At 43.3% G+C, this 254-nt stretch carries 1 pseudogene; it reads right to left on the reverse strand.

What is annotated here, in order from left to right:
* A pseudogene (locus ACTHSL_RS13890) lies at positions 1-254 on the reverse strand (hypothetical protein); the annotation flags it as partial.

Raw genomic sequence — 254 nt, forward strand, 5'->3', positions numbered from 1 at the left:
GTTTGGATTTCTTTTTCGGGGTCTGTAATCCGGTTTTAGCCAATCCTTGATAACCCTTATCCGCAATGACTATTTTGCAGGGATAAAGCTCCGCAAGGTGCTTCTTGGCTAAACGCATGTCATGCCGGGCACCCATCCCCGTCCGGATACTGATGATTTTTTCAGTTTCTCTGCCGTTTTGAATTCCCTGTTGCTTCTTTGGATTAGGTTTTCGTATTTCATTTGGAAATTGTAAATCTTCAGGATACTTTCGC

Origin of the sequence: Neisseria sp. P0008.S010, assembly GCF_051962715.1 — a bacterium.
Lineage (GTDB): Bacteria > Pseudomonadota > Gammaproteobacteria > Burkholderiales > Neisseriaceae > Neisseria > Neisseria elongata.